25 protein-coding genes and 2 pseudogenes are annotated in these 22711 nt (G+C 74.6%); 14 read left to right on the top strand and 13 right to left on the bottom strand.

Going from position 1 to position 22711, the window contains the following annotated elements; all coding sequences use genetic code 11:
* The first annotated feature begins 133 nt into the window (after positions 1-133).
* A complete protein-coding gene (locus DEF28_RS17620) occupies positions 134-709 on the top strand; it encodes a DUF5998 family protein (protein ID WP_114398400.1) in 576 nt (191 codons plus the stop codon).
* A 116-nt stretch (positions 710-825) separates the two neighbouring features.
* Entirely contained in the window at positions 826-1956 is a 1131-nt protein-coding gene (locus DEF28_RS17615; RefSeq protein WP_114398419.1) for an alkaline phosphatase family protein, read from the top strand.
* A 4-nt stretch (positions 1957-1960) separates the two neighbouring features.
* Here the strand turns inward: DEF28_RS17615 and DEF28_RS17610 are convergent, their stop codons facing one another.
* Both DEF28_RS17610 and DEF28_RS17605 read right to left on the bottom strand, forming a co-directional pair.
* Positions 1961-2167, bottom strand: a complete 207-nt coding sequence (locus DEF28_RS17610; protein WP_114398401.1) for a DUF397 domain-containing protein — start codon at positions 2165-2167, stop codon at positions 1961-1963.
* A gap of 12 nt (positions 2168-2179) precedes the next feature.
* On the bottom strand, positions 2180-3022 hold the full coding sequence (locus tag DEF28_RS17605; protein WP_158562866.1) for a helix-turn-helix domain-containing protein: 843 nt from the start codon (positions 3020-3022) through the stop codon (positions 2180-2182).
* Positions 3023-3251: 229 nt separating this feature from the next.
* Here DEF28_RS17605 and DEF28_RS17600 point away from each other — a divergent pair, with 229 nt between their 5' ends.
* Positions 3252-3701, top strand: a complete 450-nt coding sequence (locus tag DEF28_RS17600; protein ID WP_114398403.1) for an ATP-binding protein — start codon at positions 3252-3254, stop codon at positions 3699-3701.
* Positions 3702-3743: 42 nt separating this feature from the next.
* Here the strand turns inward: DEF28_RS17600 and DEF28_RS17595 are convergent, their stop codons facing one another.
* Positions 3744-4352, bottom strand: a complete 609-nt coding sequence (locus tag DEF28_RS17595; RefSeq protein WP_233515374.1) for a TetR/AcrR family transcriptional regulator — start codon at positions 4350-4352, stop codon at positions 3744-3746.
* Positions 4353-4440: 88 nt separating this feature from the next.
* Here DEF28_RS17595 and DEF28_RS17590 point away from each other — a divergent pair, with 88 nt between their 5' ends.
* Entirely contained in the window at positions 4441-5313 is an 873-nt protein-coding gene (locus DEF28_RS17590; RefSeq protein WP_114398405.1) for an NAD(P)-dependent oxidoreductase, read from the top strand.
* Between the two features lie 61 nt (positions 5314-5374).
* Here the strand turns inward: DEF28_RS17590 and DEF28_RS17585 are convergent, their stop codons facing one another.
* The gene (locus DEF28_RS17585) at positions 5375-5656 is read right to left on the bottom strand and encodes a Scr1 family TA system antitoxin-like transcriptional regulator (RefSeq protein WP_267900212.1); all 282 of its coding nucleotides are present in this window, start codon (positions 5654-5656) and stop codon (positions 5375-5377) included.
* 150 nt (positions 5657-5806) lie between these two features.
* Between DEF28_RS17585 and DEF28_RS17580 the strand changes: the two genes are divergently transcribed.
* From DEF28_RS17580 to DEF28_RS17560, 5 genes are all read left to right on the top strand, one after another.
* Complete coding sequence (locus DEF28_RS17580) at positions 5807-6271, top strand: peroxiredoxin (protein WP_114398406.1); 465 nt, start codon at positions 5807-5809, stop codon at positions 6269-6271.
* A gap of 119 nt (positions 6272-6390) precedes the next feature.
* Positions 6391-7176 carry an enoyl-CoA hydratase-related protein gene (locus DEF28_RS17575; protein ID WP_114398407.1) on the top strand — a complete coding sequence of 262 codons (786 nt, stop codon included), beginning with the start codon at positions 6391-6393 and terminating at the stop codon, positions 7174-7176.
* A 51-nt stretch (positions 7177-7227) separates the two neighbouring features.
* Positions 7228-7881 (top strand): MBL fold metallo-hydrolase, encoded by a 654-nt coding sequence (locus DEF28_RS17570; RefSeq protein ID WP_114398408.1) that lies wholly within the window; start codon positions 7228-7230, stop codon positions 7879-7881.
* On the top strand, positions 7878-8534 hold the full coding sequence (locus tag DEF28_RS17565; RefSeq protein ID WP_233515373.1) for an MBL fold metallo-hydrolase: 657 nt from the start codon (positions 7878-7880) through the stop codon (positions 8532-8534). Before DEF28_RS17570 ends, DEF28_RS17565 begins: the two co-directional genes overlap by 4 nt.
* Positions 8535-8901: 367 nt before the next feature.
* On the top strand, positions 8902-9306 hold the full coding sequence (locus tag DEF28_RS17560) for a hypothetical protein (RefSeq protein WP_114398409.1): 405 nt from the start codon (positions 8902-8904) through the stop codon (positions 9304-9306).
* 94 nt (positions 9307-9400) lie between these two features.
* On the opposite strand, the gene DEF28_RS17555 is transcribed toward DEF28_RS17560, so the two are convergent.
* From DEF28_RS17555 to DEF28_RS17545, 3 genes are all read right to left on the bottom strand, one after another.
* Entirely contained in the window at positions 9401-10066 is a 666-nt protein-coding gene (locus tag DEF28_RS17555) for a DUF4291 domain-containing protein (RefSeq protein ID WP_114398410.1), read from the bottom strand.
* Positions 10067-10102: 36 nt separating this feature from the next.
* Complete coding sequence (locus DEF28_RS17550) at positions 10103-10492, bottom strand: DUF5709 domain-containing protein (RefSeq protein WP_114398411.1); 390 nt, start codon at positions 10490-10492, stop codon at positions 10103-10105.
* Between the two features lie 114 nt (positions 10493-10606).
* A complete protein-coding gene (locus DEF28_RS17545; protein WP_199493361.1) occupies positions 10607-11101 on the bottom strand; it encodes a DUF3145 domain-containing protein in 495 nt (164 codons plus the stop codon).
* Between the two features lie 195 nt (positions 11102-11296).
* Between DEF28_RS17545 and DEF28_RS17540 the strand changes: the two genes are divergently transcribed.
* From DEF28_RS17540 to rpsL, 5 genes and pseudogenes are all read left to right on the top strand, one after another.
* Entirely contained in the window at positions 11297-11938 is a 642-nt protein-coding gene (locus DEF28_RS17540) for an RNA polymerase sigma factor (RefSeq protein WP_233515372.1), read from the top strand.
* Positions 11935-12408 carry a hypothetical protein gene (locus tag DEF28_RS17535; RefSeq protein ID WP_114398414.1) on the top strand — a complete coding sequence of 158 codons (474 nt, stop codon included), beginning with the start codon at positions 11935-11937 and terminating at the stop codon, positions 12406-12408. Before DEF28_RS17540 ends, DEF28_RS17535 begins: the two co-directional genes overlap by 4 nt.
* 585 nt (positions 12409-12993) lie before the next feature.
* Positions 12994-15585: a CHAT domain-containing protein gene (locus tag DEF28_RS17530; RefSeq protein ID WP_114398415.1), complete on the top strand. Its 2592-nt coding sequence runs from the start codon at positions 12994-12996 to the stop codon at positions 15583-15585.
* A 69-nt stretch (positions 15586-15654) separates the two neighbouring features.
* Complete coding sequence (locus DEF28_RS17525) at positions 15655-16098, top strand: DUF2203 domain-containing protein (protein ID WP_309485818.1); 444 nt, start codon at positions 15655-15657, stop codon at positions 16096-16098.
* A 228-nt stretch (positions 16099-16326) separates the two neighbouring features.
* Positions 16327-16697 (top strand): annotated as a pseudogene (gene rpsL, locus DEF28_RS17520) (30S ribosomal protein S12).
* A 1010-nt stretch (positions 16698-17707) separates the two neighbouring features.
* On the opposite strand, the gene DEF28_RS17515 reads toward rpsL, so the two are convergent.
* The 6 genes and pseudogenes from DEF28_RS17515 to DEF28_RS17490 all read right to left on the bottom strand — a co-directional run bounded on the left by DEF28_RS17515 (position 17708) and on the right by DEF28_RS17490 (position 22405).
* Complete coding sequence (locus tag DEF28_RS17515) at positions 17708-18238, bottom strand: DUF1707 SHOCT-like domain-containing protein (RefSeq protein WP_114398416.1); 531 nt, start codon at positions 18236-18238, stop codon at positions 17708-17710.
* Positions 18239-18355: 117 nt separating this feature from the next.
* Positions 18356-18775: a DUF1707 SHOCT-like domain-containing protein gene (locus tag DEF28_RS17510; RefSeq protein ID WP_114398421.1), complete on the bottom strand. Its 420-nt coding sequence runs from the start codon at positions 18773-18775 to the stop codon at positions 18356-18358.
* A 219-nt stretch (positions 18776-18994) separates the two neighbouring features.
* Positions 18995-19874: pseudogene (locus DEF28_RS17505) on the bottom strand (IS5 family transposase).
* A gap of 58 nt (positions 19875-19932) precedes the next feature.
* Positions 19933-20385 carry a DUF1707 SHOCT-like domain-containing protein gene (locus tag DEF28_RS17500; protein WP_114398422.1) on the bottom strand — a complete coding sequence of 151 codons (453 nt, stop codon included), beginning with the start codon at positions 20383-20385 and terminating at the stop codon, positions 19933-19935.
* A gap of 179 nt (positions 20386-20564) precedes the next feature.
* On the bottom strand, positions 20565-21407 hold the full coding sequence (locus DEF28_RS17495; RefSeq protein WP_114398417.1) for an inositol monophosphatase family protein: 843 nt from the start codon (positions 21405-21407) through the stop codon (positions 20565-20567).
* Positions 21404-22405: an ATP-grasp domain-containing protein gene (locus tag DEF28_RS17490; protein WP_114398418.1), complete on the bottom strand. Its 1002-nt coding sequence runs from the start codon at positions 22403-22405 to the stop codon at positions 21404-21406. Before DEF28_RS17490 ends, DEF28_RS17495 begins: the two co-directional genes overlap by 4 nt.
* Positions 22406-22711: the final 306 nt, after the last annotated feature.

The following is a 22711-nucleotide window of genomic DNA, read 5'->3' as shown; positions in this document are numbered from 1 at the left end:
GCGGACAGTTCGAGCGTCTCGCGGTGGAACCGCAGTTCCTGGCCGGCTGGGTGGTTGAGGCGGAGTACGCCGCGCTTGGGCACCACATGCCGGTGGAAGAGGGCAGGATGGAGCCATGAGGAAAACGCGTGCTGTGTCCACCGACTGGCGCTCGGAGATCGAGCGCAGTGGGTACTACCCCGGGCTCGTGGCCGACGCCGTGGCCACCACCCTCGGCGGGGAGTCCGCCGAAGCCTTCGTGGTGCACCACGAGGCCACCTTCGACCCGGGCATGGAAGTGCGGCGGCACATCACCGTCCTACTGCTCACCCCCACCAGGCTCATCGTCTGCCACACCGACGAGCACCCGCCCACTGAGCCGAGCGACCACCCGCACGCCTCCACCACCACCGACTCCATCAAGCTCGGCAACATCCAGTCGGTCGCGCTGACCCGGGTCGTCCCCGACCCCGCCAGCTACGTGCCCGGCACACCGCCGAGCGAGGTCGTCCTCAGCATCAGCCTCGCCGTGAACTGGGGCGCGATCGCGCACATCGACCTGGAGCCGGCTGCCTGCGCCGACGAGTCCTGCGAGCTCGACCACGGCTACACCGGCGCCATCACCGCCGAACCCCTCACCCTGCGGGTCAGCCAGGCCGCCGACGGCGCCGAGATCGTGGCCAACATGCTGGATTTCGCCCAGGCGCTCTCCGAGGCCACCAGCCGATGACCGAGCGGCGGTCCCCCTCCGGGGCCGCTGCCGTCCGGCCGCCCGCCGCTCCACGTCGAGGAGGGAGCCGACCCGTGACCGCAGGTCCCCCGCACGACCGCCCCCCGGACCCCACCATGGACGGGACATTCGAGGCGCCGCGCTACGGTGCCGGCTCGCTCGCCGACCTCGGCCCCTCCGTGCTCGCGTCCCTCGGTGTCCCGGGCGAGCACGACACCCTCGGCCTCCCTCCCGTCCGCCGGGCCTGCGTGCTGCTGATCGACGGCATGGGATGGGAGGCGCTGCGGGCCAACCGGGCGCACGCGCCGTTCCTCTCCGGCCTGCTCGACGGCGCGGCCCCCATCACCGCCGCCTTCCCCACCACGACCGCCACCAGCCTCACCACGCTCGGCACCGGCTGCCCGCCCGGCGGTCACGGCGTCGTCGGGTACCAGGTCGCCCTGCCGGGCGGCGACCGCGCGATGAACTCGCTGCGCTGGGACCCGGAGGTGGACCCCGAGACCTGGCAGCCGCGCCGCACGGTCTACCAGCGGGCCGAGGCGGCCGGTGTGCGCACCGCCTACGTCGCGGACGGCGCCTTCGAGGACAGCGGCTTCACCCGGGCCTCGGCGCGCGGCGGACGCTACGTGCCCGCCGGCGACCGCGCCGCCCTCGTCGACGCCGCGGCGTCCGTGCTGCGCTCCGCCGAGCGCTGCTACGCCTTCGTCTACCACTCCGACCTCGACACCGCGGGGCACCTGTTCGGAGTGGACTCACCCCAGTGGCGGCTGGAACTCGGGCGGGTCGACCGGCTGGCCGAGGCGGTCGCCGCGGCGCTGCCGCCCGACTCCGCCTGCTACGTCACCGCCGACCACGGCATGGTCGACATCAGCCCCGAGGGCCGGATCGACGTCGAGGGCGATCCGGACCTGGCGGCAGGCGTCCGCCTGCTCACGGGGGAGGCGCGGGTCCGCCAGGTCCATGCGCTCCCGGGCGCGCGTGCGGACGTGCTGGCGGCCTGGCGGGAGGGGCTGGCGGGCCGGGCGATCGTGGTCGAGCGAGAGGACGCGATCGCCCGCGGCTGGTTCGGCCCGGTGACGCCCGGCCTCGCCCCACGCATCGGCGACGTGCTGGCGCTGGCGTACGGCGACACGGCACTGGTCGCGCCGGAGGCCGAGCCGAGCGAGAGCCGGTTGGTGGGACAGCACGGATCGCTGACTCCCGGGGAGGTGCGGGTGCCGTTGCTGAGGGTGGCTCCGGGGACCTGACCGGCTAGTGGCCGATCGCGTCGTGCTTCACGCTCGTGATGAAGGCGCGCCACTCGGAGTGTCTGAATGTCAGCATCCCGCCATTCGGATTCTTCGAGTCCCGCAGAGCGTGAATCGTGTTCGTTGTAGCCACTTCCACGCAGTGACTCTGCTTGCCGCTGTAACTGCTCTTCCGCCACGCAAGGAAACGAGTTGGAGTCGTAGGGGACATATCTTCACTTCCTCACAGGTCGCTGGCTGCTTCCGCAAGGAGGGCTCGCGTGGCACCCGTGCCCAGAGCCGCGATGCGGAGCTTGTTGAAGATGGTCGCATGCATCTCGATGTCGTTTCTGTCATCGAGGAAGAGACTGCCCGTCTGGCTGGCGGTGTAGACGGTCGTGAACCCGTCGTTGCCCAACGTGAGGATGACGAATCCCGACGCATGGATGGCCGCGTGCTCTCCGACACGGAAGGGGAGGATCTGCAAGTCGACCTTGGGATCCGTTGAGAACTCGATCAGACGCTTGAGCTGGCCTCTCATTACCCCACGGCTGCCGACGCGCTGTCGAATGGCGGCTTCTCCCATAACGATGCCAAGACGCGCGACGTGACGTTCCCGCCATGCCTGCTGCCTGGCCAGCCTTACCTGTACCTCCTCTTCCACCTCGTCATCAGTGCTGTCGATGCTGGTCGCCCGGATCACCGCGCGAGCGTACTCCTCTGTCTGCGCGTGACCTGTGACGAGTGTGTTCTCGTAACTCTCGATGCTGGTGGCGGCCGCTTCCAGGTCGACGAACATGCCGTAGCTGCGGTCAACGTGATAAGGCGACCACCAGGCGGACTTGCGTGCGTCACGGCGGAGTTGCAGGAGGCGTTCCTTCCCTTCCTCCGACACGGCATAGAAGTCGAGCAGACGTTCCAACGCACCCGGCCCTGGGACCGCGCCACCCTCGCCAGGTGTCTCCCAGCGATGAACGCTGGAGATGGTCGTCTTCAGGGCCTTCGCGACCGTGGCCGGTGGGCGGTCGCCACGCAGCTCCCGGAGTGTTCGAGCGAGCTGCCAGCGATTGACTGTCGGAGTCGTCACCAGTCATCCCATTCGTGGTAGCGGTCAAGCAAGACGAGAGTAACTTGCGAATCCCATCTGTGTATTGCAGGTGTGCTCGGCAACTGCAACACTCGCAGTGTGTCAGTAATCGACCGGACGCAAAGAGTTTTCGGTCGCAGGGAGCTCTGGCACGACAACGGCCCTGTCCGGTGCGGGCACACCGGGCAGGGCCTCAGCCCTCAACCTGAAGTAGGCAGGTGAAGGACCTATGTCCAACCGTATCGTTCCGGGCACGCTGGCCCCCCGTCCACCACTCCCACGCCGCCACTCCAAGCGCTTCGCCGGTCACCCCGACAACGTCAAACCCGCCCGCGCCTGGCTCGCCGCCCTGCTCGCGGGCAGTGCCGTCCCCCGCCAGACCGCCGCCGACGCCGTCCTCCTCCTCAGCGAGCTGGCGACGAACGCCATCAAGCACACCCTTAGCGGTGACGCCGACGGCACCTTCCGCGTCCACCTCCACCACGCGCCCGGACGCCTCCGGGTGGAAGTCCACGACGACGGCACCGGCCACGATCCTTACCGCCTCCGCGTCGTCACCGACCCCGACGCCGAGAACGGCCGCGGGCTCCTCCTCGTCCATCACATCGCCGACGCCTGGGGGTCTCTCCCGCCCGGCATCGGCCCCGGCAGTTACTTCGAACTCGCCTGGCGGGAATGACTAACTGACCAGGTGGTCCGCTGACCGGCCGGAGGGGGCTGGTCAGCGGGCCGTCGCGTCCGGGGCGTAGCAGGCGACGAGCCGGGCGAGGTGGCGGCCCGCCGTGTGCAGTGGCTCCTCGCTGCGCGCCACCTGGGCGGACAGTTCGGCGCCCTCCAGGGTGCTCACCACGGTGCTCGCCAGCTCGCGTGCGGTGTCGGCGGCGAAGCCGCAGGCCAGCAGCTTTCCGGCCACCAGGTCCTGCCAGTGCTCGATCGCCTGGGCGCAGGCGAGCTGGATGTCGGGGGCGCGGCCGATGGTCTCCAGGGCGGTGGCGGTCACCGGGCAGCCGTCGGTCCAGTCCGAGTCGCGCAGCCCTGCGGCGAGTTCCCGGGTGCAGGCGACGAGCGCCTTGCCGGGATCGTCCTCGCTGTCCAGCGCGGACCGGAGCAGGTCCGCGAACTCCTGGTCGCCGTGCCTGATGGCCGCGGCGGCCAGTTCCTGCTTGCCGCCAGGGAAGAAGTGGTACACGGACCCGAGGGTGGCGCGGGACTCGCTGGCGATCTGCTTGATGCCGGTGCCCTCGTAGCCCTGCCGTTGCAGCAGGCGCGCGGTCACCTGGACGATCCGGTCCCGGGTGTCGCCCGCGGCGCGCTGTTCCATGCGTCCCATGCGGCAAGTCTACTGAGTAGAGCGTTCGTTCTAGAATGTGCTAAGTTGCCCGCTGAGTAGAACGTTCTTTCTAGAGAGAGGGACCTCCATGGGCAAGCAGGCAGTGACGGTCATCGGACTCGGCCCGATGGGACAGGCGATGGCGCGGACCTTCCTCGCCAACGGACACCCCGTGACCGTGTGGAACCGGACCGCGAGCCGGGCGGACGAGCTGGTGGCCGCGGGGGCCGTGCGGGCCGCGACCGTCCGGGACGCGCTCGCCGCCAACGAGCTGGTCGTGCTGAGCCTGACCGACCACGACGCGATGTACGCCATCCTCGAACCGGCCGCCGACGCCCTCGCGGGCCGGGTGCTCGTCAACCTCAGCTCCGACACCCCGGAACGCTCCCGCGCCGCGGCCGCATGGGCCACCGGGCTCGGTGCGCGCTACCTCACCGGGGGAGTGCAGTCCTCTCCGTCCGGTATCGGCAAGCCGGAGTCGGCCACCTTCTACAGCGGTCCCGAGGAGGTCCTCCAGGCGCACCGCGAGACGCTGTCGGTGCTCACCGGCACCGACTACGTGGGCACCGACCCGGGCCTGGCGTCGCTGTACTACCAGCTGCAGATGGACATGTTCTGGACCAGCATGCTCAGCTACCTGCACGCGCTCGCGGTCGCCGACGCCAACGGGATCTCGGCGCAGGAGTTCCTGCCGCACGCCACCGCCACGGCCGCCTCCATCCCGGACTTCCTCGCCTTCTACGCGCCGCGCGTGGACGCGGGCAACCACGCCGGCGACGTCGACCGGCTCGCCATGGGGGTTGCCAGCGTCGAGCACGTGCTGCACACGGCCGAGGCCGCCGGCGTCGACACGGCCCTCCCGGGCGCCGTGCTGGAGGTCTTCCGCCGCGGAACGGCGGCCGGGCGCGGCGGGGACAGCTTCAGCAGCCTGTTCGAGGTCATGCGCAAGGGAGCGAGCTGAGGGAAGCTGACGGCGTCAAGCCTCCTCGGCCTGACGAAGCAGTGGAACGGGGGCCGTGACGTCACGGCCCCCGTTCCACCGGGTGGGTGTGCATGGTCTCTGGCCCGCCGACAACGCGATGGATGACGGCTTCGTCGATGATCACCCAGGTCTGCGGCCAGTTCTGCGTCCAGACCCGTTGCCGCTCCATACGGACCTGGATGCGCCGCTCGATCTCCTCGTCCCCGACTTCAGGGATGCTGCCGCGCATCATGGCGCGCTGGTAGTCCTCGGTCTGGAACAGACCTGGGACCTGTGACGCGTCGTACCTCTGAATTCTGCGGGCGTCGCTCTCCAGGCCGATGTAGGTGCCGTAGCCGCCCTTGATCCCGTACCGCTGCCACCAGCCGGACTCACGCGCCTGCTCACGTGCCGGACAGCCCCATGGCCGCCGCGCCCGACGCCGCCGCTGACCACTGGCAGCCGCCTCCGGTGCGGCGGCTAGGCTGGCCGCGTGCAGACAGGTGACGAGGTACCCGACTTCGAACTCCCCGACCAGGACGGCGTCCCGCGGCGGCTCGGCGACCTGCTCAGCGGCGGTCCGGTGGTGCTGTTCTTCTATCCGGCCGCGATGACCCGCGGATGCACGGCCGAGGCGTGCCACTTCCGCGATCTTGCCGCCGAGTTCGCCGAGCTGGGCGCGCAGCGTGTCGGCATCAGCGCCGACGAGGTGGCCAAGCAGCGCCGCTTCGCTGATACCAACGGCTTCGACTACCCGCTGCTCTCCGACCCGGAGGGCACGGTGGCCGCGCGCTTCGGTGTCCGCCGCGGCGGCGTGTTCTCCGGTCTCTCGCCGACCCGGCGCCAGACGTTCGTCATCGGCACCGACCGCCGCGTGCTGCACGTCGTCCGCAGTGAGGTGCGGATGCAGGTGCACGCCGAGGAGGCGCTGCGCGTCCTGCGCGAGGCCCGCGGGTAGCGCGTCCCCCGTCCCGGTCGCGCAGCGGCAGCCGGTCCCGGGCGCCGCCCCGCACCGCCGTTACAATCGCCACCGCCGTCCAGCGCGCCCGGCGCGCCGCACCGGAAGGGGCTCGATCCATGGCGGAGGCCACCGAACCGCTGGTCCGCGCGCGTGTGCAGCGCGGCGTCGCCACCCTCACACTCGACTCGCCGCGCAACCGCAACGCCCTCTCGGCGCGGCTGCGCACCGAACTCGCCGCACGGCTCGCGGACGCCGTCGCCGACGACGACGTCCGCGCGGTGCTGCTCACCGGCACCGGCCCGGCGTTCTGCGCCGGCGCGGACCTGAAGGAGGTCGCGGCCGAACACGCCGGAGCGCCGGTGGACCGGTCGGCGCCGGGCATGGCCGAGCTGTTCTCGGCGGTCATGGACGCCCCCAAGCCGGTCGTCGCCAAGCTGAACGGCCCGGCGCGGGCGGGCGGTATCGGACTGGTCGCCGCCGCCGACATCGCGGTCGCGCCCGCCTCCGCCACCTTCGCCTTCTCCGAGGTGCGGATCGGCGTGGTCCCGGCGCTCATCTCGGTCCCGGTGGCGCTGCGCATGCACGACCGCCAACTGGCCCGCTACTTCCTCACCGGAGAGACGTTCGACGCGGCCGCGGCCGCCGCCGCGGGGCTGGTCACGGTGGCCGCGCCCGATGACGAGGTGGACGCGGTGGCGGACGGCATCCTCGACGGCCTCCGGCAGGCCGCCCCCGCCGCCCTCGCCCGCACGAAGGCGCTGCTGGCCGCGGCGGACCACCGCGACCGCGCGGCGGCGTTCGCCGAGATGGCGGAGGTGTCCCGCGCGTTCTTCGCCGGCGCGGACGCCGCCGAGGGGCGGGCCGCGTTCTTCGAGAAGCGGCCACCCCGGTGGGCCCTCTGAGACGACCGGGCCTCCGTGGCGGGATCCCGGCCCGGCGCCCACAATGGAGGCGTGAGTTACTCCGGTGATACGCGGGTCGGCGGACCTGCCGACGTCCGCGAACTGTCCGCGCTGACCATCAGCAAGCTGGCAGTCGGACCGATGGACAACAACGCCTACCTGCTCCGCTGCCGGGCCACCGGCGAGGGCGTGCTCATCGACGCCGCCGCGGAGGCCGACCGCGTCCTGGAGCTCATCGACGGTGGCGGCCTGGCCCGGGTGGTCACCACCCACCGCCACCGGGACCACTGGCAGGCGCTCGCCGAGGTGGCCGGCGCGACGGGCGCGCGCACGGTGGCGCACCCCGACGACGCCGACGTACTCCCGGTCTCCGTGGACGAGCCGGTCCGGCACGGCGACCGGATCCCGGTCGGACGGTCCGTGCTGGAGGTCATCCACCTGCGCGGCCACACACCCGGCTCCATCGTCCTGCGCTACGACGAGCCGGGCGGCCGCACCCACCTGTTCACCGGTGACAGCCTGTTCCCCGGCGGGGTCGGCAAGACGCGCGACCCCGCCGCGTTCCGTTCGCTCATCGACGACGTGGAGCAGCGGGTCTTCGGGGTGCTGGCCGACGACACGTGGGTCTACCCCGGCCACGGGCGCGACACCACGCTCGGCGCCGAGCGCCCGCACCTCGCGGAGTGGCGGGAGCGCGGCTGGTGACGGACCACGCCCCCGAAGAGGAGCCGGGCGCGCTGCGCCTGACCGTCCTCGGCAGTGCGAGCCCGTACGCGCGACCGGACAACCCGTGCTCCGGTTACCTGGTCTCGGCGGGGGAAACCCGGCTGTGGGTGGACGCGGGCAGCGGTACCCTCGCCGCCCTGCAGCGGCACTGCGGCCTGGCCGAGCTGAGCGGGATCTGGCTCTCCCACCTGCACGCCGACCACTCGGCAGACCTGCTCACCGCCTTCTACGCGCTCCTCTTCGCCGACGTGCGCCGCGACGCGCCGCTCCCGCTGTATGGCCCGCCCGGAACCGCCGACCGGCTCCGCCACTTCCTGTCCAACACCGGCCCGGCCGACGTGGCGGCGGCGTTCGAGTTCCACGAGCTGCGCGACGGGCACCGGGTGCGGCTCGGCCCGCTGACCCTCGACTCCGCCGCGGTGCGGCACGGCATGGACGCGTACGCGCTGCGGGTCAGCGACGGCCGCGCCTCGCTCACGTACTCGGGCGACACGGCGGAGTGCGACGGGCTCAGGGCCCTGGCGCGCGGGACCGACCTGCTGCTCTGCGAGGCCGACGTCGACGCCCAGCCGGACGGGGGACCTGCCGTCCACCTCACGCCGGAGCGCGGCGGCTGGTCGTCACCCATGTAGGACCGTCCCTGACCCCCGAGGACGCCCGCCGCCGCGCGGCCGCCGCCTTCCCGGGGCCGGTGGAGTACGCCGCCCCGGGCCGGTGGTTCGCCGTCGCGGGGAACGCGGCGCGGTCCTGACGGCCCTTCGGGGCGGCGGTGGCGCCGGTCAGCGGCGACCGGCGCAGCCGCACCCGGCGTCGAGTCCGAGACGCGCGTGGGCGGGCCGCGCAGCGGGCGGCCGTCTCCCGGATGCCGTGCTGCCCGGGCCGTCGGCGCGGGTGGGCCGGGCCTTCTGGCCGGCGGCCCGATCCGGCCACGCTTCGGCTCCGGACAACCGCCGCCGGCGGGGTAAGGATGGCGCATCGCACATCCTGGGAGGTGGTCGCGTGGACGGCCTGGTGGGGCTCCTGATACTGGCCGGCCTCGGCGTGACGGGCTACTACGCCGATGACCTCTTCAAGATGCTGGACGACGACAGTCCGCCGGTCTTCCTGACCGGACTCTTCGGGCTGGGCGCCGGCGTCATGCTGGTGCTCATCTTCCTCGGTGAAGTCTTCGGCAAGCTGGACGGCCCCGATACCTGGGGCAATCTGGGAGGAATCCTCGCGATCTGCGGCATCGGAGTCGGGGTCTGTCTCTGGTACCGGATGTCCGACGTCGGGGGCTCGGACCCGCCGAGACGCGGCGGCGGCGAAGGGACCGGATACTCCGGCCGGTCCTCTGGTGACGGCGGCTGGTCCGGTGACGGGGGCGACGGCGGTGACGGGGGCGGCGGAGACGGCGGCGGCTGACCAGCGCCTGGCATCTGGCGGGGCCGCGACGTTTCGATCGCGTCAGCAGGTGGGTCACGCACGCCCTGGGTCCGTGCGGGCCGCCCGGGGCGGCTCAGCGGGGCCGCTGATGCTCCCGATCGGCAGGATGACCGCGCTGACGGTCCACCGCCGCGGCGCCAGCCGGCGCCGGCCACGGCCGCTCGCCGGGGAGCAGCGCGGCGGCGGCCGCGTGGTCGCCGGCCCGCCGCAGGTCGCGGATCCGCACGGTCAGCGGCGTGACGTCGGTGAGTTCGACGATCCACTCCTCCACGTACCGCCGCACCGCGTCGCCGGACAGGCCCACCTGGAGCGAGCGGTGTCCGAGCGGGGCACCGGCCAGGTCGCGCTCGGGGTCCCACTGCACCCGCACGGGGGACTCCCGCAGCCGGCGCCGCCAGGCGTCGCGGTCCTCGAACAGCGCGCGGTCGTAGTGGCTCGGGCAGGCGTTGCGCAGCGCCCAGGCGAAGCCCTCGGCCGTGATCCGCACCGCGAGCACCCGCTCCTGGTCGCGCTTGGTCGCGTAGCCGCAGCGGTACATCATCCACAGGAACGACGGCTTGATCCAGGTCATCCGCTCCCGGCGGAACGGCGGCACGAAGGTGCCGGCCGCGAGTGCGGCGTCGGCGATGGCCGCCGGGTACGCCTGGTACACGATGAGCGTGGCGTCGTCGTGCTGCGCGTAGACCTCGCGGGCGGAGCGGCCGGGGCGGCGGTCGGCGACCGCGTTCGTCGTGGACACGCTCCCGATTCTGCTGGGGGCGTCAACCGATTTAGGTCACGGCATGTCGGACTCGTCCTGTTCGTGGATGGCCTGCTCCTCCGGACTGTAGGCGCCCTGGTCGTAGCCCGCGTCCCGGGCCACCATGGTCTCGTCCTCGTCGGGCCGGATGCCCTCGTCCTCCGCCACCAGCCGGGGCGCGTGCGACTCCTCGTCGCGCGGGCGCTGGCCCACGTCGGGCTCCTCACGCGACAGCGCGACGTCGAGCGGCTCCCCGGCCTCCCGCTCGGTGCCCGTGGTGCCGAACTCGTCCATGGCCACCGGCTCGTCGGCGGGCAGCGCGACGTCCTCGGTGCTGTCCTCCTGCGCGGGCAGGCCGGCGTCCTCCCAGTCGGCCGCGTCCTGGTTCACCGGGTCGGCTCGGTTCTCAGGCAGGTTCTCACTCATACGCGCCCCCTACCACGTGCTCGGCGCCCCAACCAGGCGCCCGGGCCCCGAGTGCGCATCGCCGGGCGGCTGCGCCGGCGCGGGACGCGGCCGGCGCGGCCTCGCGGGCGGGTGCTAGCCGGCGGCGTGCAGCCAGCGGACGGGAGCGCCCTCGCCGGCATGCCGGAACGGGTCGAGCTCCTCGTCCCACGACCGGCCGGTCAGCCGGTCGAGCTCCTCGGCGAGGTCGAGCTGCTGCTCGCGGGCCCGGCGCATGGCGTCGCGCAGGCGCGCCTCCGGGACCAGGACCTCGCCGCAGGCGCTCATGACGGAGGTGAAGACCCCGAGAGTCGGGGTGTAGCTGTAGCGCACCCCGTCGCACCCCGGGGTGGCCTCCTCCGTGATCTCGTAGCGGAGCCGTTGCCAGCCGCGCAGCGCCGAGGCGACCGCGCCGGACGTTCCCGGCGCGCCCTGCCAGTTCAGCTCTGCGCGGTAGGTTCCCGGGGCGGCGGGCTGCGCCTCCCAGTCGAGTTTCACAGGCACGCCAACTACACCCGCGACCGCCCACTCGACATGTGGGCACAGCGCCGCAGGCGCGGAGTGGACGTACAAGACGCCACGTGCGGACACCGAACCTCCTGATACGAACGAGTGCGCTTCCCCGACGCTCTCGTACCCACAGAGGAGATGTCCGAAGTTGGGTAGTCTCCTCGACCCATTGTGCCCCATGGGCCTCAGCAGCACCAGGTTCCGCGGTGGCCGGAAGCGGCGGATCGCGCCCGTCGACCGGAGAGAACGGCTAGCGTAGCCGTGCGTGTGCGGCGGGTGCTGCGAGTCTACTTGGGGGTATGCGTGGGCGACCAGCCCGAGGGCACGACATCCACCGGGGCGCTGGTGCGGCGGGCGGTGGACGGCGACGCCGCTGCGTGGGACGGGCTGCTGGCCCGCTACTCCGCCCTCGTGTGGGCCGTCGTGCACTCCTACCGGCTGCCGCCGCACGACGCCCAGGACGCCGCCCAGACCGTCTGGTGCGCGCTGGCGGAGCGGCTCTCCCGGTTGCGTGACCCCGAGCGTGTCGGCGCCTGGCTGGCCGCCGCGGCGCACAACGAGTGCCGCCGGCAGCTGCGCACGGGACGCCGCACCGCGCCGTACGCGCCGGAGACGCTCGACCTCACCGACCACCGCAGCCCGGAGTCGGTCCACCTCGCCGGGGAGGGCGTACGCGCGGTGCGCCGGGCATTGGACGGCATCGGCCTGCCGGACCGGCTCGTCGCGATGCTCTACCTGGACTACCCGGAACTCGGCCCCGACCGGATCGCCGAGATGGCGGGCGTCGCGCGCGCCGAGCTGGCCGCGATCCGCCGCCGGGCGTTCCGCCGCCTGCGCCGCCTCCTCCGCGAGCAGACCGAGCCGGTCGGCCGGCACCGCGTGCCCGACCGCGCAGCACAGAGAAGGGACCGCCGATGAGCCCGGACGACCAGCCCGACGAGAACGAACGCTTCGTGGCGGACCTGCGCGGTGGCACTCCGCTGCTGGGACCGGCCCCCGACTCCGTGCGCGCCGCCGCCCGCGCCGCCTACGCGATGCGCCGGCCCGAGGCCCTCCTCGCCGCCGTCCGGGAGGACTCCGCCCACCGGCCGCCGCCGGGTCTGCGCGACGCCGCCCTCGACCCCGGGCTGCGCTTCCTCACCTTCGAGGCGGGCGACTGGACCATCCGGCTGGAGATCACCGCCCACGACGACCTGCGGGACATCACCGGCCGCGTCAGCCCCGCGGGGTGCCCCGACGTGGAGATCCGCCACCCCCGCGGCCGGCACCGCGAACCGGTGGACCGGACGGGCGCCTTCGTCGCCCGCGACATCGACCGCGGTCCCCTCAGCCTGCTCCTGCGGCCCCCCGGCGGGCGTCCGGTCACCACCGACTGGATCGCCATCTGAGCCTGGTGGCATAGCGCGCCGATCGCGCCCGCACGGAACGGCCCGGCGGCCGCCCGCGACGCTGAGCACCGCAGCCGCCGCACCCTCCGAGCGGTGCTGCGCGCCCACCCCGCGGTTCCGCGCGACCGGGACCCGCTCCGCCGGGCCCGCCAGCCATGACCGGTCCGGGCCGGCGCCGACCAGCCTCCTCCGCTGACTCCACGGCACTCCCCGGTGGTCGGCCGCGACCCGGGGGACGGAGGCGACCGGCGAGGTCGGGCGCTCGCCGGAACCCGTGCGGTCCGGGGCGGCACCGCCGGGCCGCATGGCCGGAACCGGACGCGTGTCGCCCAGCCGCATCCCGGGACCGGCCGGCCCGGAGGCGTTGGCTCCGACGTGCGACGACGGCGGAATGCGGGGTTTGGGCCCCTACGCCCCGACCACGCCGTCCGCGCGCGGCAACGATCCACTGTCCGTTTCCGGGTACCCATTCCCAACGGCCTGGTCTGGGTGTTATCACTTTCCGTGACGTTTTCGGTGCGACCTGGGAGTGGCTCTTCCGGTCGTGCCGTCATCCCACGGTGACCAGGTCGGGAAGGCGGGCGCATGGCGGTGCGGCGGACGTTCGAGGAGCCGGGGGACCCGGTGGCGCTGGTCGCCCGTGATCCGGGCGAGGCGCGCCGGGCGGCACTGCGCGTGCTGGACGGCGCCGACGACCCCGCGGTGCGCTCGACGGCCCTGCGGGTGCTCGGTCTCGCGCACCACGAACTCGGGGACGCCGCCACCGCGCACCGGGTGCTCAGCCGGGCGGCCGCCGTCGCGGGGCGCGGCGGGCTGGCGGACCTGGCCGAGCGCGCCCGTGCCACCCGCATGGGGCTGCGCGCCCGCCGCGGCACCGACCGCGGCCTCGGCGCCGGACCCGGCGGACCTGGCGCCGACGCCCTGACCGCGCTCAACCGCGGGGTGGCCGCCGCGCAGCGCGGCGGGTTCGACGCGGCGGCGGACGCCTTCGACGCGGCGGCGCGGCGGCTGCGCCGCGACGGGGACGAGCGGCTGCTCGCGGGCCTGCTCAGCAACCGGGGGCTGGCACTCGGTTACGCCGGGCGGTTCCCGGAGGCGGCCGACGACCTCGCCCGCGCCCTCGAGCTCGCCGAACGCCACCGCCTCCACGTGCTCGGCGGCGTCGTTCTGCAGAACCAGGGCTGCCTGGCCGTGCTGCGCGGCGACATCGCGTCGGCCATGCGGCTGTTCGGGCGGGCCGAGCCGCTGCTGCCCGGCCACCGCGGCGCGGCCCTCCAGCTGGACCGGGTGGACGCCCTGCTGGCGACGGGCATGTACGGCGACGCCGAGGCGCTGATCCGGGCGCTGCCCTGGTCGGGAATCGCCCGCCACCGCGACGCCGAGTTCGCGGCCGCGCACCTGCTCCGCGCGAAACTGCACCTCCTGCGCGGCGAACGCCAGCGGGCGACCGGGCACGCGCGCCGCGTCCGGGCGGCCTTCCCGGTCGGGTCGATGTGGGCCGAGCTCGCCGGCCAGGTGGAGTGGTCCGCGCGGTTCACGCCCGGGCGTCGCGAGCCGGGCCGCCGCCGGGCCCGGGCGGGCGCCACCGGAGCGGGGCTGCGGGCCGCCGCGGCCATCCCCGGGCCGCGGCCGGCCGGCGCCGAAGCGGGGGCGGCCGCCTGCCCGGCGCCGGTACGGCTGCCGGAGTGGGCCGGCGAGCTTCCCGCGACCGCGGACGTGGCCCGGCTGCTGGCGCGCAGCATCCCGGCCACCCCGCTGGGGCCGCCGCGGCTCGCCGCGCCCCCTCCCGCGCACGCCGCCGCCCTGCGAGCGGCGGCGCGGGGCGACCGCTCCTCGGCCGACCGCGAACTGCGCCGCGGGCTCGCGGAGGCCCGGCACCGGCCGGTCGGCACCTCCCACGTGGAACTGCTGGCGCACGTCCGGCCGCGCGACGCCGAGCTGCCGCGCCTGGGCGCCGAACTCGCGCTCGGCAACGGGCAGGCCGCCGCGGCGCTGGAGTGGATCGAACAGGAGCGCTCCCTCGTCCCCGCGCCGCTCCGGTGCCACGACGGCACGTGGGGGCGGCTGCTCGACGGGTACCGGGCGGCCGAGCGGCGCTCGCGGGCGGGGCGGGACACCGACCTCGCCGAGGCGCGCCGGCTCGCCGCCCGGTTCCGGCTGGAGCAGTGGCACACCGGATGCGCCGACCACCGCCGGCCCCGGCGTACCGCGACCGGTGGGCCCGTGCTGCCCGAACTCGTCCGGGAACTCGGGCGCCGCGCGTTCGTCTGCTACGCCGACCTGCCCGGCGGCCCGGTCGCGATCTCCCTGGTCGAGGGCCGGGCGAGCGTGCACCAGCTCCGGGGCGGCCCGGCCCTCGGCGACGGCGTCGCCAAGCTGCTGCACGCGGCGCGGCGGCACGCCATCGCGCCGGGAGGGGCCGAAGGGCACCACATGCGCGAGCAGGCCGCCGCGCTCGGGCGGCTCCTGGTCGACCCGGTGTCCGCGGCGATCGGCGACCGCGAACTCGTCGTCGCGCCCTGGGGTGCGGCCCGGGCGGTGCCGTGGGGGCTGCTGCCCGGGCTGCGGGGCCGTGCCGTCAGCATCGCCGCCTCCGGCCGCGCCTGGCTGAGGTGCCGGGAGCGCGGGCGGCGCGCTCCGGCGCCCGGCCACCGTGCCCACCGGGTCCTGCTCGCGGCCGGCCCCGGCCTGGAGTGGGCCGACGCCGAGATCGGCGCGCTGCGCCGCCGGCACCCCGGCGCGGTCGTCCTCAGCGGTGCCGCCGCCCGCACCGCGCCGGTGCTGCGCGAGCTGGAACGCGCCGACCTGGCCCACCTCACCGCGCACGGCTCCTTCCCCGCGGGCGCCCCGATGCGCGCCGGCCTCGTGCTGGGGGACGGTCCGCTGTTCGCCTACGACCTGGAGCGGGTCCGCCGGCTGCCCGTTGTCGCGGTGCTCTCCTCGTGCGGGGTCGGCCAGTCCGGTTCCTCCGCGACGGGAGCGCCGCTGGGGCTGACCGCGACCCTGCTGGCCCTCGGGGCCGGCGCCGTCGTCGCCAGCGTGCTGCCGGTACGCGACCGCGAGACGACTCCGGCGATGCTGCGCCTGCACGACGCGCTGCTGGCGGGCCGCCCGATCGCCCAGGCGGTCGCCGACCACCTCGGCGACGGCGGCTTCTGCTGCTTCGGGGCGGGGTGAGCGGCGACCGGACGCACCGAAGGGCGCGAAGCGCGCGCGTCGGCGGACCCGGTCGGTACGGTACCGGGTATGGGGGATACCGACGACGGCACCATGAGCGCCGGCTCCGCGGGCCCGGCCCGCGGAAGCCGCCGGCCGCGGGTCTTCACGGTCGCCGAGGCCCGCGCCCTGATGCCGCAGGTCCGCGCGCACGCTGATGAGATCGTGACCGTCCGCGCCGACATGGCGGAACTGGCCGCGGACCTGCGCATCGCCGACGACTCGCCCCTCGGCGGGCTGCCGGAGCTCAAGGCACTGGAGGCCCGTCTCGCCGAACTCGGCTCGTGGTTCGCCTCCGTCGGGGTCGAACTGAAGGGCTTCGCGCCGGTGCTCGTCGACTTCCCCGCCGAGCTGAACGGGGTCTCGGTCCGCCTGTGCTGGGTGGAGGGCGAGCAGCGACTCGCCTGGTACCACCGCAGCGACCTGGGCTTCGTCGCGCGCCGGCCGCTCCCGCCCACCGAACGGGAGCCGTAGCGGGCTCCCGCGCGGCCGGTGGCGGGTCCGCGGGCGCGTCGGCCGGCTGGGTCCGGCCGTGCCCGCGTCCGGTCGCGCGTCCCGCGTCGGCGGGAGCGAGCGCCGGGGCCGCGGACGGCCGCTTGCCGGGCGTCCGCGGACCGTTGGCCGCGGGCTCGCCGTCTGCTTCGCTCGACGGGACCGGCCGGGGGAGCGGCCGCCGGGCGGTCGGGTATCCGAGGAGGCGTCGTGCCGACCGTCCAGCAGCTGGTGCGCCGCGGGCGCTGCCGCCGACGGCGCGGTCCGCGGCGCCGGCGTTGCGCGGCTGTCCGCGGCGGCGCGGTGTGTGCGCGCGTGTCTGCACAGTGACCCCCACGAAGCCGACCTCCGCCCTGCGGAAGGTGGTGGGCGTGTGGTTCCGCGACGGGACGGTGGCCACCGCCGCGGTGCTGGGGGAGGGGCACACGCTCACCCAGTACTCGGTCGTGCTCGTCCAGGGCGCCCGCGTGCGGGACCTGCCGGGTGGCCGCTCCCGGGTGGTGCGCGGGGCGCTCGACGCCGAGGGCGTGCCGGACCGCAGGCGGGGGCGCAGCCGGTACGGCGCCAAGCGTCCGGAGTGAGTGCGCCCACCGGGACCGCCCACCGAGACTACCCGGTGGCGGCCCCGAAGCCCCGGACCCGACAGCATCGGAGGCCGCCGCCGGCTCGGCGCCGCATACGTCCGGTTCCGGGTGAGGGAGGTGGAACGGCCAGCCCGGACGCGTTTCGGATGGCTCGCCGGACCCCTCCATGCCTAGGACGAGCGGTTCGCCGACGGTGAGTGGCCGCAGGTGATGCAAGCCTCGCGACCGGGCGCGGAAGGGATGCTGCCGGAGCGCCGGGGCCACGGCCGGGACCCGCTGGCCGGCGGGACGCCCTCGGAGGTCCGCCCGCCGCGGCGCTCCAGGGCGGCCGGCGTCCGAGAGTGTCGTCGACCGCCCCGACCAACCGCCCCGACGAACCGCCGCGTCCTGGGAGCGGGTGCTCGCCGGAGCGGTGCCGTCCGCGCGGGGAGCCGGGCCCCGGCGAGCCCCCAGTTCGGTGGGCCCGGCCTCGAACGCCCGGAAGGCGAGCCCCGGGCGGCGACCGGCACCTGTCCGGGCCGGTGGGTCAGTCCGGGAGAGGCCGGCTCCGACCGGGCCGCGGCGCCGCACGGCGGGGCGGGAGCGGCCGCGATCCACCAGGGAGGAACCCTGCGCTCCACCTGGCGCCGTGCCGGACGGCGGTGCCGGCGGTAATCAGCCGGATCGCCGTGACCGGCGAGAGCGCCGCGGCCGGGGCGGTTCCGCGGGGAGGGGCACATGGGGCCGAGCCGAGGGCGTCCGCGATCGCCTCCGGGCGGTACGGAGGTGCCCCCACGCGGACCAGCTCGGCGTGCATCGGGGCCGCGACTTCGCCCGCGCGGTGCAGCTCCTCCTGGTTGAGGGATCAGCGGTGTCGGGGCAGCTCCTCGCCCCCCGGACTTCGGTGCCCCTCGCCGTGGGTGTGCGGTGTTCCAGCCGCGGCACGAGACGTGACGACCGGTTTGCGCTCATGGCGGCGGGCCGGCTGGAGCGCGCTGACGGCGCTCGGGCTCTCGGCCCGGGTCTGCTCAGCGCTCCCCAGGGGGCAGGCCGCGGCGGTGGCGTTCCCGCATCCGGCGGCGCTCCTCACGGGCGCGGAAGCGGTCCTCCCAGTTCTCCGGGCGCTCGCCGCCGCTCAGGGTGTTGGCGACCGTGAAGATCAGCATGAAGCCGAGCGGCCACAGCGGCCAGAACGGCAGCAGCTGTCCGGCGATCACACTGGTAACGCCCCAGATGCCGACCAGGATGACGGCGAGGCCGGCCAGGCCGCGCCACGATTCGCTCCGGCTCCGCCGCAGGGCGTCGGGGTCGGCGGCGCGGCCGACTTCGGCGAGGTCGACACCGGCGTCCTCGGGCGGCGGGGCCGGCTCCGGGAGGTCGGCGGTGAGGGGCCGCAGCTCGCCCATGGTCTTGGAGTGCATGGCGCGGTGCAGCCGGTCGTCGTACTCGGACAGGTCCAGCCGGCCCTCGGCGAGGGCGTCGGCGAGGCGGGCGGCGACCGCGTCGCGGTCGGCATCCGACGCCCGAAGCCGCTCCTGGGGAACTCGTCCGTCGTCCATGCTGGCCCTGCCTTCGCTCGGGACCGGGGCGCCCTTGAATCGTGTGGACCGCCGGTTTCCATCCACCTCACCAGTATCTCCCGCGCGACCGGGCGCGGACGTGCGGCCCGGCCGTGTTCAGCCGCGCCTCCCGGAATGCTCGTCCGGCCAGATGACGGCCGCGACCAGGATCGCGGCCCAGATGCCCAGCGGAACCAGCGGCCAGAACGGCAGCAGGACACCGCCGACCACGCTGGTCACCGCCCAGATGCCGGTCATGATGACGGCACCGCCCAGCCACCACCGCCACTCGTCGGCCCACTCCCGCCGCGCGACGTCCTCGCCGGACGGCCGCGCCGCGGGCACGGTCTGGTGCGGCGGCAGCGGGATGGTGGGTTCGGGGAGGTCGGCGGTGAGCGGTTCGAGGTCCCCCAGCACCACCGCCGACATGGCCAGGTCGAGCCGCCTGGCGTACTCGGTGAGGTCGAGGCGGCCCTCGATGAGCGCGGCCGCGAGGCGCTCGGCGGCGTCGTCGCGGTCGGCGTCGGACGCGCGCATGCGGTTCTGCGGAAGGCGTTCCTCGTCCATCGCCCACCCCCTCCGCCAGGCTGATGGGGCATTTCACGATACGCCGTGGCCAGCCGCCTGAAAAGTGGACGACGGCGGCGTGGCGCACCGCAGGGGCGGGTGCGCGGGGAGGGGCGGAGAAAGCGTCGGACGCCACCGCGGGGCCCGGGGCCGCCCGGCGGCCGGCCCCCGCTAGGGAGTGTCTGGCAATTAGCGGAGCCAGAGGATGAGACTGGCCAACAACACGCCAGAACGGTAACGGCTGGCAAGCTTGTCGAACCGGGCCGCGACCGCGCGGAACTGCTTGAGTCGGGCGAAACACCGCTCGATGAGGTTGCGGCGCTTGTACAGCTCAGCGTCGAAGCGCGGCGGCCGGCCACCCCGGCTCCCCTTGCGGACGCGGTTGGCACGCTGATCACGGGGCTCGGGAATAACCGCGGTGATACGACGACGCCGCAGGTAGCCACGGATCCGCCGGGCGGAGTAGCCCGTGTCGCCCAGCAGAACCCCTGGCCTGGGACGCGGGCGCCCGCCGCCGGGGCGGGCCACCCGCACCTGATCCATGACCTGCTCGAACACCACCGAATCGTTGACGCTGCCAGGAGTGATGAACACCGCCATCGGCAGGCCACGGCCCTGCACCACCAGGTGCGGCTTGGTGGTCAGCCCGCCCCTCGACCGACCAAGCCCCTGCCCGATTTGCCTGATCTGTTGATCACTCTGCTCGATCGTCCCCGGCAGGTTCCCTCTTTTTCCGCGCTCCAGCCACGTGTTGATGAGCGCGCACGATCGAGGAATCGATGCTGAAGGTCCACTCGACGTTGCCGACAGCGTCGTCCTTGACCTGGATCGTCTCCAGCAGCCTGGCCCAGGTGCCGTCGTCGTCCCAGCGCTTGTACCGCTCATAACAGGTCTGCCAGGGGCCGTACCGTTGCGGGATGTCACGCCACGGCGCGCCCGTGCGCAGCCGCCACAGGATCCCGTTGATCACTTGGCGGTGATCACGCCAGGGCCGGCCACGACCATCGACCTTCGGCAGGAGCGGCTCGATTCGTTTCCAGGCCGCTTCGGTCAGCTCACCGCGTCTCACCACATCAGTGATTCAACCGGACCACAGCCAACCAGAAGACCCTTTTGCCAGACAGACCCTAGGCGTCCGTGCCGGCGGCCTTCTCGCCGTTCTTCTTCTTGCCGCTCTTCTTCTCGTCGTCGGGCCAGACCAGGCCGGCGACCAGGACGGCGGCCCAGATGCCCAGCGGGATCAGCGGCCAGAACTGCAGGGGTCTCCCCCCGACGACGCTCGTCACGGCCCAGATGCCGGTCATGATGATGGCGCCGCCCAGCCAGTAGCGCCACTCGTCCAACCACTCCCGCCAGGGCGACACCTCGCCGGCGCCGCCGGTCGCGCGCTCCTCCGGCGCGGGGGCCGCGGCCGACTGCTCCGGCAGGTCCGCGGTGAGCGGCTCCAGCTCGCCCATCGTCTGCGCGCTCATGGCCGTGTCCAGGCGCTGCTCGTACTCCGCGAGGGCGAGGCGCCCCTCCGAGAGCGCCGCGGCGAGGCGCTCGGCGACGGCGTCCCGGTCGCGGTCGGACGCGCGCAGGTCGCCGGCCCGACGCGGAGTGATGTCGCCTGCCACGGTCTGGTCTCCTCCGTCTCATGCCGCGCGGTCCCCCCGACCCCGCGGCCGCCGGCGCCCACCGCCGCGGGAGGCGAGCCGGCGTCGGCACCAGCCTAGGAGGCGAAGCGCCGCGGCGGGATCCTCCGCATGGCCGATAGCGGCTACACCTTTGGTGGAACCCCGCGCCCGCGCCGTGCGTCCCCGGCCGCTCGCCGCCACCACCCGGCGACCGCGGCCGCGGTCGCCGGGTCGGCGGCCGCGATCAGGCCGTCGTGGTCGAACCCGCCCCGGTAACCGAACGGCGTGCCGTCCAACCGCCGTAGGGCGCCGCCGGTCTCGGCGAGCAGCAGCTCCGGCGCGGCCACGTCCCAGTCCCGCACCGGCACGTCCTTGACGAACAGGTGCGCCGCGCCCTCGGCGATCCGGCACGTCTTCAGGGCGATGCTGCCGCACTCCAGGTAGCGGCGGTAGCCGAAGCGCAGCTGGACGGCGCGGGCGATCCCGCGCGGATACGGCGTGTTGTCCGTGAGCAGCCCGGCGCCCGGAGGCGCCGGCGGGCGCGGGGCGAGCCGCCGGCCGTTGGCCCACGCGCCTTGGCCGCGCGCGGCGAGGTACAGGGTGTCCGCCTCGGGGGCGTGGATCGCGGCCAGCTCCGCCCGCCCGTCCGCCATCAGCGCCGCCTGCGTCACGTAGCCCGCGAAGCCGTGCGCGTAGCTCGCCGTGCCGTCGATCGGGTCGACCAGCCAGTAGCGCCGCGGCCGCGCCCCGCGCAGCGAGGCGGGGTCCTCCTCGCTGACCACGGGGAGCGCCGGGGCGATCCGCGCGAGCCGCGCGGCCAGCGCCTCGTGCGCCATGGCGTCGGCGCGCGCCTTGAACTGCGCCCCCTCCCACGCGCCGCGCAGCGCCGCGGAGTCCGAGCGCCAGGCGCGCAGCAGCCGGCCCACCTCGACGACGGCGCGCGCCAGCGGGGCGAGCCCCCGGAACGGCGGCCAGCCGCCGGTCACCGGCCGGCCCGGGAGTCCCGGCCGCGATCGCGCGCGTCCGCGACCGGCAGGACGCCGTGCCGGACGAAGTCGGCCTCGTCGACGAACTCCTCCGCCCACCGCCGCACCATGACGACGCCGTCGCGCCAGTCGTCGGCCAGCCGGGGACCGCCGGCCAGCGCCTGGCCGAGCAGTCCGCCGATCTCGTCCACCCCAGCGGCGACGGTCAGCGGGGCGGTCGAGGAGAAGCGGGGGTTGATCTCGAAGACCCGCGGCTCCCCGGCGGCGTCGAGGGCGAGCTGGACGTTGAAGGGACCGTCCGCGCGCAGTTCGCGCTGCACGGCGCGGCACACCTGCGCCACGCGCTCGTGGCGGCGGGTCACCGCGTACTGGGTGACCCCGCGCTTCAGGATCACCTCCTTGGGCACCACGGCCTGGACCGCACCGTCGCGCCAGACCACCACGGAGACGGTGAACTCCGTGCCGGCCAGCAGTTCCTGGACGATCAGGTCGGCGGCCGGATAGCCGCCGTGCTCGATCCGCCGCGCCAGTTCGGCGGGGCTCGCGCAGACCGCCACACCGCGGCCGCCCCGCCCGGTCCGGGGTTTCACCACCACCGGGAACACCAGGTCGCCGGCCGGCGCGGCGGCGGACCGGGTCTCGGGCACCGGCACGCCCGCATCGGCCAGCCGTGCCATCAGCAGCGCCTTGTCCAGGCAGGTGCGCACGAACTCCCGCCGGGGCGCCAGCACCGCGATCCCGTCGTCCTCCAGCTCGGTGACGGCGTCCAGCTCCTCGTCGACCAGCGGGACGACGGCACCGGCCTCCTCCTTGGCGCAGATGCCGCGGATCTCGGGCAGGAAGCCGGTGCTGCCGCCCGGCGGGACGAGGTAGCCGCGGTCGGCCAGGTACAGGCCGGGCGCGGCGGGGTCGACGTCGGTGGCGACCACCCGGTAGCCGAGGGCCCGCAGCCGCAGGATCGCGCCGGGGGTGGGGGCCGAGCCCGCGGTGGTGACCACGACTGTGGGCGGTTCGGGGAGCTGTGCAGCGGACACCGGCGGTCCTTTCCGCTCTCGGTGCGGGCGGCCGCCCCGGCCGATGCCGGCGGCACCCACCCGACCGACCCTAGCCCGCCGGCCCGGCCGGCGTGCGGTGGATGACCGGTTCCGGTACGCCGCGCGGGAGGCGCGGCACCGGTTGCGCCGTTCCCCGGCGGGCCGCGGCGCGGGTCCTCTAGCGTGGTCGCGGCGTGCCCGCCAGGCACGCCGACTCCGGTGGGCGACCGCGGCGCGGCGGTCCGCTCACCGGTGTCCCCTCCGCCCGCC

Origin of the sequence: Marinitenerispora sediminis (assembly GCF_003336425.1) — a bacterium.
Lineage (GTDB): Bacteria > Actinomycetota > Actinomycetes > Streptosporangiales > Streptosporangiaceae > Marinitenerispora > Marinitenerispora sediminis.
The sequence above is the reverse complement of the archived record's forward strand: the minus strand, read 5'-3'. Positions and strand labels throughout refer to the sequence as shown.